This is a genomic window from Chelatococcus reniformis (assembly GCF_014640075.1).
GTDB lineage: Bacteria > Pseudomonadota > Alphaproteobacteria > Rhizobiales > Beijerinckiaceae > Camelimonas > Camelimonas reniformis.
This window is the reverse complement of the sequence record NZ_BMGG01000001.1, coordinates 394,191-406,581: the sequence shown is the minus strand read 5'-3', so window position 1 is coordinate 406,581 and position 12,391 is coordinate 394,191. Positions and strand designations below refer to the sequence as shown.

The following is a 12,391-nucleotide window of genomic DNA, read 5'->3' as shown; positions in this document are numbered from 1 at the left end:
GCGCCCTCGTCAGTCCAGGGTCTTGAGCTGCTTGTTACGCAGCTCGGTGATGACCAGCGCGTCCTCGCCCCAGCCGTCGTGCTTGTCCTTGGCGAAGCAGGCCTTGCCGCGCGCGTAGGCCTTGAAGTTGCAGAGCGTCTCGAGCGTGTCGCGCATGCTTTCGCCGGTGATCTCCTTGCCCTTCTGCGCGTCGATGGCGGCGACGGCGGCCATCAGCGCATTGGTGCCGACGAGCTCGCCCCAGCCCTGGGGCACCTTGCCCTCGGCTTGCAGCATCTTGGCGAGTTCCACTTCACCGCCGACCGGGTCGAAGGGGATGTTGCCGATGCTGAGCACCCGCAGGCCTTCCGCCTCCGGCCCGGTGTTCTCGGCGAACGAACGCTGGGCGAGGCCCGCATTGGCGTAGATCGGGACGTCGAGCCCCACCTGCCGCGCCGCCTTGAGGAAGGAGCTGCCCAGCGCCGAGATCGACACCTGCAGGAAGACGGCTTCGACGCCGGCGTTGCGCAGCTTGGTGGCCTGTGCCGTCAGGTCGGTCGCCGTATAAGGGGCGCTCACCGTATCGACCACATTGAGCCCGATCGTCGGTCCGAAGATCTTGGCCTCGTCGACGCCGGTCTTCCCATAGGCATCCTCCTGATAGAAGATGCCGACCTTCTTGGTCTTGCTCTTGGCCATGTCGCGCAGGATCACGCGGATATCGACGATGTCGCTGGGAGCGACACGAAACACCCAGGGATAGAACTCGTTCTTGGGATCGGTGATGGCGAGCGTGCCCGCGGGGCCGAGCAGCGGCACCTTGAGGCGCTGGGCGATCGGCCCGGCGGCCAGGATGCCCGATCCGGTGCTCGGACCGATGATCGCCACCACCTGGTCGTTGTTGATGACCTGCGAGACGGCGCGGGCAGCCTCGGTCGGGTTGCTCTTGTCGTCCACCAGCACGAGATCGATGCGGCGCCCGTCCGGCGTGGTGGAGTGCATCTGCTTGAGCACCGCCTGGATCGCATCGCGCTCGGGAATGCCGAACACCGCGGCCGGCCCGCTGAGGCTCAGCACCGCCCCCAGTTTGACCGGCCCTCGGTCAGCCCCTTGCGCCAGGGCCGGAGCCGCCAGCCCGGCCACTGCGGCGGCGAGCACCACACGTCGTGTGATCGACTTGATCATCAGCCTCATCCTCCCCTCTGTGTTTGGCCTTCGCCCCGATCTGCGTCAGGGTCCGGCCCGTCTAGACGCGGGCTTCAGGCGTCGCCGCGGACCGGCTGGCGGGCCTGGGCTTGCGATTCCGTTTGGGCGCGGGCGCGGGCGCGGGCGCGCAGGTCGCCCTTGACGAGCTTGCCCAGCGCATTGCGCGGCAGCTCCTCGACGAATTCGATGCGGTCCGGGCATTTGATGCGGGACAGCCGGTCGCGGCAGAAGGCGATGAGCTCCGCCGCATCCGCCGCAGCACCCTCGCGCAGCGCGACGAAGGCATGGACGCGCTCGCCCCACTCCGGATCGGGCCGCGACACCACCGCCGCCTCGCGCACCGCGTCGTGCCAGCAGAGGACCTCTTCCACCTCCTTGCTCGCCACGTTGAAGCCGCCGGAGATGATGATGTCGTTCTTGCGGTCGACGATGTAGATGAAGCCGTCCTCGTCGAGCTCCGCAAGATCGCCCGAGTGCAGCCACCCGTCCACGATGGTCTGGGCCGTGCGTTCGGGGTCCTTGAAGTAGGCCGGCGCGATGTAGGGGCCGCGGAAGATGATCTCGCCGAGTTCGCCCGGCTTCACATCGTGGCCGTCCTCGCCGACGACGCGCAGCTCGCAGCCGAACACCGGGCGCCCGCACGAGGCGAGCCGGCGTCCGTCACCCGCCAGCGCACGGCGATGCTCGGCCTTGTCGAGCGCCGCCGCGATCGACGACGTCTCGGTCATGCCGTAGCCCTGCACCAGGATGTTGCCGAAGGTGGCGCTGAGCTCCTCGACGCGGTGCTTGGGCATCGGCGCCGAGCCATAGCCGACGGTCTGGAGCGACGAGACGTCGAACTGGCCCACGGCGCCGCTGTCCAGCACGCGGATCAGCATGGTCGGCACCAGGTGGCAGTGGGTGATGCGCTCCCTCTCCACCTGGCCGAGCCAGCGCTCGGCCGAGAAGCCGCGGGCGTCCGCCAGCACCACCGTCGCCCCCTGCATCCAGGCCGGGATGTAGTACATGTTCATCGACGCGATGGAGTTGTGCGGATAGACCATCAGCAGCCGGCTATCCTCGCGGATGTCGTACACCAGCGCGGGTACCGGGGCATGCGCGACGCAGTGCTTCTGTTTGAAGAAGGCACCCTTGGCCGAGCCGGTGGTGCCGCTGGTGTAGACGATGAGGAGGTCGTCCTCGCCGGTTACGTCCACGGGCGGCTCGGCATCAGGCTGACCTGCGAGCCAGGCCTCATGCTCGGATCCGCCCTGGTCGCGCGGGTCGTGCCGGATGATCCGCTTGAGATCGGGGCAGGGCCCGATACCGTCGAGCAGTCCGGCGAACTCCTGCTCGGCCAGGACGATGCGGGCGCCGCTGTGCGTGAGGATCTGCTCGACCTCGCGGGGCGACAGTCGGAAGTTGATCGGCACGTGCACCAGGCCGGCCTTGGCAGCCGCGCCCAGCGCCTCCACCGCCTCGCTCGTGTTGTTGGCGATCACGGCGACGCGGTCGCCACGCACGAGGCCCTCGGCCAGGAGGCCGTTGGCCTGGCGGTTCACGCGCTCGTTGAATTCGCCATAGGTGTAACGGCGGTCGCCGGAGACGAGGGCGAGCTTGTCCCGACGCCAGTGGGCGTTGCGCCTGATCCAGGCGGCGACGGTCATCGGCCGCCACTCCGCGTGCACCCCATCCCCCGGCCGGCCAGCGATCGAACGTCGCCGTTGTTCATCCTTGCGCTCCTGCCCTTTGTCGCCGCCCCTCGAGGCGGTAAGATCGGCGCGCTCTTGTGACTGAGCGCTTGCTTAGTTCAGCGTGAGTTCCCGCAGCCGCCGTGTCAAGCCTGGACCAACGAACTTTGCGACAGCGAACACCCGCCCGGCGCGCCAGCGCCGCAGACATCGTCGACGGCCCGTTGCCTGCGGCGAACGCGCGCAGCCTGGCGCTCGCCGCGCCGCCCGTCCCCGGCGTCAAGCTGAGCCGCATCTCCGGCGAGGACATCATGTCCTTCACCGAGTCGATCAACCAGGGGTTCTCGTCGGAGTTCCCGGGCGAGCAAAAGCGCAATTCGGTAAAGAAGCTGCTCGTTTCCGCCATCGAAAGCTTCGCCGCCAAGGGCTACCACGGCACGACCACCCGCGACATCGCCAAATCGGCCGAGATGTCGCCCGCCGCCCTCTACGTTCACTTCGCCAGCAAGCGGGATCTTCTCTATAAGCTGACCGTGGTCATGGCGACGGCCATGCTGGAGGATCTGCGGCGCGCCCAGGCGCGCGAGGCCGACCCCTTGCGGCAGCTCCACGCGCTGGTCTCCAGCTACGCTCGGTGCAATGCACGCATGCACACGGCGGTGCATGTCGCCACCTTCGAGTTCGATGTGCTGAGCCCGGAGCAGCGGGCCAGCATCGTGACGCTCCGCCACCAGGTGAACGAGGTGTTCGTGAGCTGTCTGCTGAGCGGCCGGGCCGCCGGCCAGTTCACCTTCGAGAACGTGCAGCTCATCCGCCTGACCATCATGTCGCTGTGCATTTCGGTGGCGACCTGGTTCTCGGCCAGCGGGCCGATGAGTCCGGAACAGCTCGGCGACCACTATGGCGACCTGATCCTGCGCATGGTGGTGCCGGGGGAACAAACGCCCGATAGCGGGGTCCTCCCGACGCTCGTCCGCTCCAGTCGTCCTGGCCGGGCTTGACCGGGCCATCCATCGGTTTGACAAACTCTGGCCCGAGAGGACGGGCTACGCGCGGCGTTCCAGGTAGATGGGATGGCCAGGTCGGGCCCGGCCATGACGCGTGGGGCCGGCTAAGCCCGCGCACCCTTCTCATGGCAAGATGAGCGATGCCTTCGATTCGCGACCGCCGGACCCAGATCGCCCGCGCCTTCACCGAGCCCAGGCTGGCGATCATGCTGGCGCTGGGCTTCAGCTCCGGCCTGCCGTTCCTGCTGGTGTTCGGCACGCTGTCGGCGTGGCTGCGCGAGGCGGGCGTGTCGCGTACCGAGATCGGCATGCTGAGCTGGGTGGCGCTCGCCTATTCGCTCAAGTTCATCTGGGCTCCCGCCATCGACCGGATCGACCTTCCCGTGCTGGCGCGGCTGCTCGGCCGCCGGCGTGCCTGGATGCTGGCGGCGCAGCTCCTGGTGGCAGTCGGCCTTGCCGGTCTCGCCATCGCCGATCCCGCTCACTTTCTGCTCGGCACGGTGGCGATGGCGTTGCTGGTGGCCTTCGCCGGGGCGACGCAGGACGTGGCCATCGACGGCTGGCGCATCGACGCGGCGCCGACGGAAGAGCAGGGCATGCTGTCGGCCGTCTATCAGCTCGGCTACCGGCTGGCGCTGATCTGTTCAGGCGCCGGCGCTCTCTATCTGGCCGAGTTCGTCGACTGGCGCACGGCCTATTTCGCCATGGCGGCGATGACCCTCGTCGGCATCATCGCCACGCTGCTCGCCCCGGTGGCCCGTCCGGCCGATAGGGCAGGCGCGCCCGCGCCCGCGGTCAGGCCCGGCTTCTCCTTCGCCTCCGCCGTGCTGGAGCCGTTCACCGAGCTCGTCCGGCGCAAGGGCACGCTGGTGGTGCTGATCCTGGCGATGATCTCCATCTACCGCCTGCCGGATTTCGTTTCCGGCATCATGGCCAACCCGCTCTACATCGACCTCGGCTTCTCCAAGTCCGAGATCGCCAGCGTCTCCAAGCTCTACGGCGTGTGGATCGGCATCCTCGGCGCCTTCGCGGGCGGCATCGCCATCGCCCGTGCCGGCCTCATGCCGTGCCTCGTCGTCGGCGGCATCGCCGGCGCGGCGTCCAATTTGATGTTCGCCTGGCTCGCCACCGCCGGCCACCGCCTCGATCTGCTGACCCTGTCGATCAGCCTCGACAACTTCGCCAGCGGCTTCGCCGGCACGGCCCTGATCGCCTACATGTCGGGGCTGACGTCGCCGGCCATGGCGGCGACGCAATACGCGCTGCTGAGCTCGCTCTATGCGCTGCCCGGCAAGTTCGTGGGGGGGCTCTCCGGCGTCATGGTCGACCAGTTCGGCTACCCGACGTTCTTCGTGCTGACCGCGCTGGTCGGCGTGCCCGTTGCCGTCCTGTCGCTGCTCATCTGGCGCTTCGATCGCGAGTCGGCGCAGACGGGCAGGAGGCCGGTCGAAGCTGAGGAGACGGAGCCGTTGAAGGAGCGTTCCGCACCGGCCTGAGGCGGTTACGCCGGCGGCTCGACGTCGTAGCGGTAGGTCCAGGTCTCCGATACCGCTTCGTGGCCCATCCGGATGTAGGCGCGCAGATCGACGTCCTGCTCGGTCGGCAGGTCCACGTCGAACGAGGCGCGGACGCCGTCGATGGCACGGTTGCGGACCAGGGTCGCGCCCGAGATGGCGCCGGCCGATGACGTCGCCACGAGTGCCAGGCTCGCCAGGTTGACGCGGCTGGAGCCGAGCCGGCCGCCAGCGAAGTCGATGACGAAGCGCCTCAGCCCCGACGGCTCGCTGCTGGTGGCGGCGCCGGCGTGCGTCTCGAAGGTCGCGACGGCCCGGCCGCCCCCATGCAAGGGCGGGGTAGCCGAGCGGATGGCGTAGGCGATGCTGAGCTCCTCGCCCGCCCGGGGCGCCCGGTCCGGCATCCAGCACGCGACGATGTTGTCCTCCGCCTCCTTGGTGGCCGTCAGCTCGGTCAGGGCGACAGAGCCGGCGCCGCCCAGGGCCTTCGGCTCGATCCAATAGCTTGGCCGGAGGTGGTACTGCGCCTCCAGATCCTGATAGCTGCGGAAATGGCGGTCGCGCTGGATCAGCCCGAAGGCCGACGGGGCCGCGTCCAGAAACGCCGACGTGGCCGGCTTGGCCGGGTTGCGGAGCGGCCGCCAGATCCACTCCCCGGCGGTGCTGCGGATGGCCAGCCCGTCGGAATCGTGCACCTCGGGCCGGAAGTCGGCGGGCTTGCCGACGGTATTCTCGCCGAACAGGAACATCGAGGTGAGCGGGGCAAGCCCCAGGCCCCGCAGTTCCCGGCGCGGGAACAGGGTCGCCTCGACCTGGACGTCTGCGTCGGCCTGCGGGGCGAACACGAAGCGATAGGCTCCCGCCACCGATCGGCTGTCCAGCAGGGCGTGCACCGTGATGCTCGGCACGAGCGGGCGCGGCGCCTCGATCCAGAATGCGACGAAATCGGGGAACTCCTCGTGCGGGCTGCCTGATCCCAAGGCCAGACCGCGCGCCGACAGGCCGTAGTGCTGGCCGGGGCCGAGCACCCGGAAATAGCTCGCGCCGAGGAAGGAGACGAGCTCATCCAGCTTGTCGGGCCGATTGAGCGGAAACAGCAGGCGAAAGCCGGCAAAACCGAGATCGGCGCGCAGCCCGCCCGGTGCGCCCGCCGCACCGAAGTCGAACAGGCCCGGCCCATAGGTGAGCTCGGTGGCCGTGCCCTGGTCCACCACGTGCACGCGGACCTTGTTCCTGAAGATGCCGCCGCGGTGGAACAGCTGGAGCCCGAAATGCGATCCGGGGCTGCGCAGCAGCGTGCTGTCGCGGCGGAAATTGATGCGGCGGAGATCGTCGTAGCTGAGGCGCTCGAGCGCGCCGGGCAGGGATCTGTCGGGCGCCACGTAGTCCCGGGCGGCGCGTTCCCGTGCGGCCTCCACGACGGTCGCGGGGCTGAAGGCGGCAGGGTCTGCCCGGGCGATCCGGGGCTCCACCACACCGGCTGCCAAGGCCGCTGCCGCCAGGCGCAGCGTTCCGCGTCTCGTCACCTGCATCCGCTGGTCGCTCTCCATCGCGTCCCGACGCCCCCGGGACGGCCGGCTGAATCGGGGTGGGCGTGCGGCACCATGCCATTTTCCCCCCGCCGGCGCGACCCGGCTCGCATCCGGCTGCCTCCGAGCCCACCGCCACGGGGCGGGCCCGGCCGTATGCGTGGTGCGGCCTGTCAGGCCACCTTCACCAGCAGCTTGCCGAGGTTGGCTCCTTTGAGCAGGCCGATGAAGGCTTCCGGCGCCTTGTCCAGCCCCTCCACGATGTCCTCGCGGTGCTTGATCTTGCCCTCGCGGATCCACTGGCTGACGTCGCGCTCGAACGCCGGCCCGTCGGAGGCGAAGTCGGAGACGATGAACCCGCGCAGCGCCAGCCGCTTGGTCAGCGCTTGGCGCATGAAGCCCGGCAGGCGGTCTGGGCCCTTTGGCGTCTCGGTGTCGTTGTAATGGGCGATCAGCCCGCACAGCGGGATGCGGGCGAAGTTGTTGAGCCGCGGGAAGACCGCGTCCCACACGGCGCCGCCGACGTTCTCGAAATAGACGTCGATGCCGTCGGGGCATGCCTCGGCGAGCTTGCGGCGCAGGTCGGGATCGCGGTGATCCACCGCGGCATCGAAGCCGAGCTCGTCGACGATGTAGCGGCATTTGTCGGCGCCGCCGGCGATGCCGACGGCACGGGCGCCCTTGATCCTGGCGATCTGCCCGACGATGGAGCCCACCGCGCCCGAAGCGGCCGCGACCACCACCGTCTCGCCCGCCTTGGGCTGGCCGATGTTGAGTAGGCCGGTGTAGGCGGTCATGCCCGGCATGCCGAGCACGCCGAGCGCGGTCTGGATCGGAGCCCGGGCAGGGTCGAGCTTGCGCAGGCCGGTGCCGTCGGACAGCGAGTAGCTTTGCCAGCCCTCGTAGCCCAGCACCACGTCACCCGCGGCAAACTTGGGATTATTGGAGGCGACCACCTCGTTGACGGTGCCGCCGACGATGACGTCGCCAGGCTCGAGCGACTTGGCGTAGGATTTGGCGTCGCTCATGCGGCCGCGCATATAGGGATCGAGCGACAGCCACAGGGTTTTGAGCAGCACCTGCCCCGGCCCGGGGGTGGGCGCTTCGGTCTCGACGAGTCGGAAATCGCTGGGTTTGGGCTCGCCCACCGGACGGGCGGCGAGCTGGATCTGGTGGTTGGTCGGCACGGGCGTCCTCCATACATGCAGTCTAAAAGACTGAAAGGAATGATTTTTCTATCGGAATCGGCGCTACCCCAACATTGCCCTAACGCATGTCTGGGCGTGGCCCCAGCTGGCGCTTGGCGGCGCGCAGCCTATGCTCGTGAGAGAATAAGAGTCGAGACGTCCCACCGCACCTCCGCGCTGATTGTCGCCGGCGGCGTGCCGCTTGTCCGCCGACCCGCGCCGAGCACGGTCCCATTGTGGGCCAGGCCAGGCCAGCGCCATCGACGGCGACACGATGGAACTCCACGGCACGCGTATCCGGCTCACCGGCCGATGCGCCCCAGAGCGGTCTGGTGTGCGTCGTGGCCAGGCGGGCTCCGCCGTGCGGGTCCAAACGGCCTTCTTCCCGTCGGATCTGATAGGCAGGAATACGGCCTATTGCAGCAGAGGATTGGCCGCGACTGCTACTGGCGCACCCTGGCGCATTTCGAGCTCAACGGACGCGATATCGGTCCCGACGTGGTGCGCGCTGGCCAGGCGCTGCCGTTCGTGCGCTACAGCCGCGAGTATGTGCCGCACGCGGCCGGGGCTCGGTCGGCCAAGGCTGACGTTGGACGAGCGATTTCTTGCCGCCATAGCTTCGTGAGTTTGCGCGTCCGCGCGACCTTCTCCCCTGCTGAGAGCGGCGAGCCCTCTAAGGGCAATGGCGGTGAGGCTGTTCGTATTTGGCGCACGCTTTCCCTTCTGGAATTCAATGGTGTGCCGAGAGACGGACGCCGCGAGGCTGGTCCATGTCCATCAGGGCGCGGGGGGTCTCTGCATTGCTGAGGTGTTATGCTCATGATGCCCGCATCCGGCCTGAGCTGCGCTTCCGTCGCTGCTTCCACGCAGACGCGGTAGACCAGCGGGTCGTCCTCCACAATCACAACGGTTTTGCGCCCCCCATCCCGCTCAACGAGGCCGTCTCGACAGAATTTCTGACCAGAGCGGCTTCGCTCAATCGAAGGTCTCGATCGAGTGACTAGCGGAGGCGCAGCCACCCCCAAAAGGCGACCAGCGAACCCGCGCTCGCCAGAATTTCGACCATTGCTCATATCACAAGGGGAAAGCAGATGCGCCAGCGGGTACCGCTGCTATTGGTTTCATACTCCGGCCGAGCCCCTAATTGCTGCGCGAAGGCGTTAACAAGTTTGATCCCGACACCGCCGCTGCTTGAGTGCTCCATGCCCTTACCATTGTCCTCGACGACGATGCATCCCTCACCGCGCTCCTGATTTGTCCGAAACTCGATGCGAACGCTGCCGGACTCCGCTTCATCAAAAGCGTACTTAAACGCGTTCGTTACCAATTCATTTATGATCAAACCCGCCGGAACGGCTCTATCAAGCGGAATGAGAGCCTCATCGGCGTCGACCTGGACCGACACTGTCTCCCGGTGCGGGTCGATATTGGCGCAAAGGGAGTGCAGGTAATCGGCAAATTCTACCTGAGAGGCGCCCTCGCGATGGGAGAGTTGGTCATGTGCCAGCGCGATAGCTTGCACGCGATCCATCAGGCTTGCGAGCCCGATGCGCGTCTCGGGGGAACTGGTTTGCCGCCGCTGCTGAGAAAGGAAAGACACGACAGTCTGAAGATTGTTCTTAACCCGATGCTGAAGCTCGCGAACGCGAGCCTTCCAAAGGACATCCGCCTCGACCTGCGCTTGCGCGGCGGCAAGGGCCTTTTGATCGGCATCGTACCGCGCAAGTGCCGCACCGGTCATATTGGCAAAGGCCGTTAGAAACCCGATGTCCGATTCTCCGAAATGTCGCTTTGCCTCCGAGTCGACCTCAAGCACGCCCCAGTTCTTGCCGTCAATCATGACCGGCACATTGAGTAGCGAGACAATCCCGTGCGCGGCTAAGACCGGAGAGATGGTGAATTCGGGGTCGTTGGGTAAATCCTCCGACACCACGGGGGCTGCCGTTTGAATCGAGCGGCCCGGCGGCGAGGAGCGGTCGATGGGGAACGTTGCCGTGCCAACGACTCCAGGCTTCCATCCTACCCCGGCGACGACAAGAAGGTCCCCGGCATCGGGCCGGTACTTCAAAACCTTGACATGCCTTATGCGGGTGACGCTCGAAATCTGAGCGCAGGCGTGTTGCGCGAGGCGTTCCGGACTGATTGCCTCGGACGCAACCCGGCTGAAGGATGCGAGCGCCCGCTGGTATTGAAGCAGGCCCTCATTCGTGACAGCAGAACCTGACGACTTGCTCTCGTTCATTGCGGCCCCGCAATCCGTGCCGACGGCTTCGACCCCAACGTCTCAGGTGTCGGCATTGTTCGCCACTCCGCAGCTTCTGAGAAGCAGCACATCGCCCCTCGGGGCCATGGGGCATTCAGATCGTCCTCCGGCGGGCCCGTGCGGACCCGTCGCACCGACGCGGGGGCCGGCGGGGCCCGATCGGAGCCGTTGCCGCCCGTGACGACGTCACGGCGCCGTCGCACGATGCCCCTACGGTCTTCCCAAAGTAGAGGCTCGGCCGCTCGGCCGTGGCGCGGCTCGATCCGCGCTCCGGCCGACGGGCGTGTGGGCGCCAGCTTCCGGGGACCAGGGGCAGATGCAGGTCGATATCTTCACGCAGGTCATCGTTCCGGTGATCGGAGGGCTGGGCATCTTCATGCTCGGCCTCGAGTTCATGTCGAACGGCATCCAGTCGCTCGCCGTCAACAAGATGCGTGCCTTCCTCGGCCAGGTCGCCGGCACGCCGGTCAAGGGCGTGATGGCGGGCACCTTCATCACCGGCATCATCCAGTCGTCCACGGCTATGACGGTGATGGTGGTCGGCCTCGTCAATGCCGGCGTCGTCGGCCTGCGGCCGGCCATTTCCGTGATCATGGGCGCCAACATCGGCACCACGCTCGGCAACGGCCTCATCGCCCTGCCGCTCGGGCCGCTCGGCCTGCTGCTCGCCGGCATCTTCGCGCTCGTCTACATCTTCGCCAAGACCGACAAGGTGAAGAGCATCGCGCTCGCCTGCATGGGCTTCGCGCTGATCTTCTACGGCCTCAACCTCATGACCGGCGGCCTTCGCCCACTGCGCAGCATGCCCGAGGTCATGAGCGTGATCTCCTCGCTCAGGGCCGACAATTACCTCGGCTTGATCTATTGCGTGCTGATCGCGGCCGGCATCACGGCGATGATCCACTCCTCGTCTGCCACCATCGGCATCGTCATGGGCCTGGGCGCCGCCGGCGTCCTCGACTGGAAGACCGCCGTCGCCTTCTCGCTGGGCGCCGACCTCGGCACCACGGTCACCTCGTGGCTGGCGTCGCTCAACCTGTCGAAGAACGCCAAGCGCGCCGCTTACGCCCACATATCGTTCAACATCATCGGGGTGATGATTACCATCCCGCTGTTCTTCGTCTCCATGAACGTCCTGACCTGGGTGATGCAGTGGTTCGGCGGCGACCCGGGCGTCCCGGTGATGGTCAACGGCAAGGAGACCTTCCCGCTGGTGCCGGTGGCCGTCGGCCTCTACTCGACCTTCTTCAACATCTTCAACACGGTGCTGCTGTTCCCCTTCGTCGGCGTGTTCGAGCGTGTGCTGATGAAGGTCGGCGCGTCAGCCATCGACGACGTCGAGGACTATTCCCAGCCCAAATTCCTCACGCCGGCGGCGGCCAAGGAGCCGGCCACCGCGGTTCCCGCCGTGCTGCGGGAGACCGGCCGTTATCTCGAGGCGTCGTTGAAGTTCCTCGACATCGCCCGCGGCAAGCCCGACGCCCCTGACAAGGTCGAGGAGCACTACGCGGCCATGGACGTGCTCAATCGCGAGATCCGCGGCTACACTGCCGGTTTGTTCAAGGCGGACCTGCCGTATGCCCGCGCCGACCTGGTCGCCAGCCTGATCGAGGAAGAGGACTTCACCGCGAGCCTGGGCGAGGCGCTGTATCAGATCGCCCGGCGGGTCGAGCGCCAGCCGTTCGGGCCGGCCGGCCGCGCCCTGGTCGATACCATGCTCGATCAGGTGGCCGACGCCATGCGCGCCGTCGTGCCGATCGACCAGGTGAGCCCGCCGGTGATGGCGGCGGCTGCGCCCCGCTTGCCGGAACTGGCAGAGCTGCGCGCCCAGGCGCTGCGGCTCGGCGCCGATCTGCCCTGGGTCGAGCGCGGAGCCATCCTCGCCCTGCTCGGCAGCGCCGAGCGCGCCTACTTCCTGATCGAGCGCATCGACGCGGAGCGCCGGTCGGTGTCGCGGGCCGTGCCGGCCCCCGCCGAGGCCGGTGCGCCGCAGCCGGGCGCGCTGGTGCCGGCGGTTCAGACGGCGGGTTGATGGG

General features: G+C 67.6%; 8 protein-coding genes. 3 read left to right on the top strand and 5 right to left on the bottom strand.

The window, feature by feature from the left end:
* Positions 1–9: 9 nt before the first annotated feature.
* Entirely contained in the window at positions 10–1,164 is a 1,155-nt protein-coding gene (locus IEW34_RS01805; RefSeq protein ID WP_188607406.1) for an ABC transporter substrate-binding protein, read from the bottom strand.
* Positions 1,165–1,238: 74 nt separating this feature from the next.
* Positions 1,239–2,831: a class I adenylate-forming enzyme family protein gene (locus IEW34_RS01800; RefSeq protein ID WP_188607405.1), complete on the bottom strand. Its 1,593-nt coding sequence runs from the start codon at positions 2,829–2,831 to the stop codon at positions 1,239–1,241.
* Between the two features lie 191 nt (positions 2,832–3,022).
* Here IEW34_RS01800 and IEW34_RS01795 point away from each other — a divergent pair, with 191 nt between their 5' ends.
* Together IEW34_RS01795 and IEW34_RS01790 are read left to right on the top strand one after the other, a co-directional pair.
* The gene (locus tag IEW34_RS01795) at positions 3,023–3,856 is read left to right on the top strand and encodes a TetR/AcrR family transcriptional regulator (RefSeq protein ID WP_188607404.1); all 834 of its coding nucleotides are present in this window, start codon (positions 3,023–3,025) and stop codon (positions 3,854–3,856) included.
* Positions 3,857–4,002: 146 nt separating this feature from the next.
* The gene (locus IEW34_RS01790) at positions 4,003–5,358 is read left to right on the top strand and encodes an AmpG family muropeptide MFS transporter (RefSeq protein ID WP_244641684.1); all 1,356 of its coding nucleotides are present in this window, start codon (positions 4,003–4,005) and stop codon (positions 5,356–5,358) included.
* Positions 5,359–5,363: 5 nt separating this feature from the next.
* On the opposite strand, the gene IEW34_RS01785 is transcribed toward IEW34_RS01790, so the two are convergent.
* The 3 genes from IEW34_RS01785 to IEW34_RS01775 form a co-directional block, all read right to left on the bottom strand.
* Positions 5,364–6,908, bottom strand: a complete 1,545-nt coding sequence (locus IEW34_RS01785; protein ID WP_188607403.1) for an OpgD/OpgG family glucan biosynthesis protein — start codon at positions 6,906–6,908, stop codon at positions 5,364–5,366.
* Positions 6,909–7,078: 170 nt separating this feature from the next.
* Positions 7,079–8,092 carry an NADPH-dependent curcumin/dihydrocurcumin reductase gene (gene curA / locus IEW34_RS01780; RefSeq protein WP_188607402.1) on the bottom strand — a complete coding sequence of 338 codons (1,014 nt, stop codon included), beginning with the start codon at positions 8,090–8,092 and terminating at the stop codon, positions 7,079–7,081.
* Between the two features lie 1,069 nt (positions 8,093–9,161).
* On the bottom strand, positions 9,162–10,334 hold the full coding sequence (locus IEW34_RS01775; protein WP_188607401.1) for a histidine kinase dimerization/phosphoacceptor domain -containing protein: 1,173 nt from the start codon (positions 10,332–10,334) through the stop codon (positions 9,162–9,164).
* A gap of 337 nt (positions 10,335–10,671) precedes the next feature.
* Between IEW34_RS01775 and IEW34_RS01770 the strand changes: the two genes are divergently transcribed.
* Positions 10,672–12,387: a Na/Pi cotransporter family protein gene (locus IEW34_RS01770; protein ID WP_188607400.1), complete on the top strand. Its 1,716-nt coding sequence runs from the start codon at positions 10,672–10,674 to the stop codon at positions 12,385–12,387.
* The last annotated feature ends 4 nt before the right edge of the window (positions 12,388–12,391 follow it).

Excerpts from the sequence above, each read along its gene's own strand:
- IEW34_RS01805 (WP_188607406.1), bottom strand. The coding sequence starts at position 1,164 with ATGATCAAGTCGATCACACGACGTGTGGTGCTCGCCGCCGCAGTGGCC.
- IEW34_RS01800 (WP_188607405.1), bottom strand. The coding sequence starts at position 2,831 with ATGACCGTCGCCGCCTGGATCAGGCGCAACGCCCACTGGCGTCGGGAC.
- IEW34_RS01790 (WP_244641684.1), top strand. The coding sequence starts at position 4,003 with ATGCCTTCGATTCGCGACCGCCGGACCCAGATCGCCCGCGCCTTCACC.
- IEW34_RS01785 (WP_188607403.1), bottom strand. The coding sequence starts at position 6,908 with ATGCAGGTGACGAGACGCGGAACGCTGCGCCTGGCGGCAGCGGCCTTG.
- IEW34_RS01775 (WP_188607401.1), bottom strand. The coding sequence starts at position 10,334 with ATGAACGAGAGCAAGTCGTCAGGTTCTGCTGTCACGAATGAGGGCCTG.
- IEW34_RS01770 (WP_188607400.1), top strand. The coding sequence starts at position 10,672 with ATGCAGGTCGATATCTTCACGCAGGTCATCGTTCCGGTGATCGGAGGG.